The sequence below is a fragment of the Domibacillus sp. PGB-M46 genome, from assembly GCF_022668875.1.
Classification (GTDB): domain Bacteria; phylum Bacillota; class Bacilli; order Bacillales; family Domibacillaceae; genus Domibacillus.
Genome location: NZ_JAKGCR010000117.1, coordinates 1 through 224, shown reverse-complemented (window position 1 = coordinate 224; position 224 = coordinate 1). Strand labels below are relative to the sequence as shown.

The following is a 224-nucleotide window of genomic DNA, read 5'->3' as shown; positions in this document are numbered from 1 at the left end:
TGGTACGGACGGACGATCATAAAAGTCGATCCGTTCTTCCCATCAAGCCAGCTCTGTTCCGGGTGTGGCTACCAGCATAAGGATGTAAAAAGTCTCGCTGTCCGGGTGTGGGAATGCCCGTCCTGCGGCGTGCGTCACGACCGGGATCTGAATGCGAGCCTGAATATTAAAAAAGAAGCCCTTCGGCTTCTTTCACTTCAGTCTATTTAAGATTAGTCATAAAA

Annotated in this window: 1 protein-coding gene; it reads left to right on the top strand. The window is 49.6% G+C overall.

All coding sequences use genetic code 11. From position 1 onward, the window contains the following. On the top strand, nucleotides 1-210 hold a 210-nt coding region (locus L2D08_RS23880), incomplete at its 5' end, for a transposase (protein ID WP_242238034.1). Nucleotides 211-224: the final 14 nt, after the last annotated feature.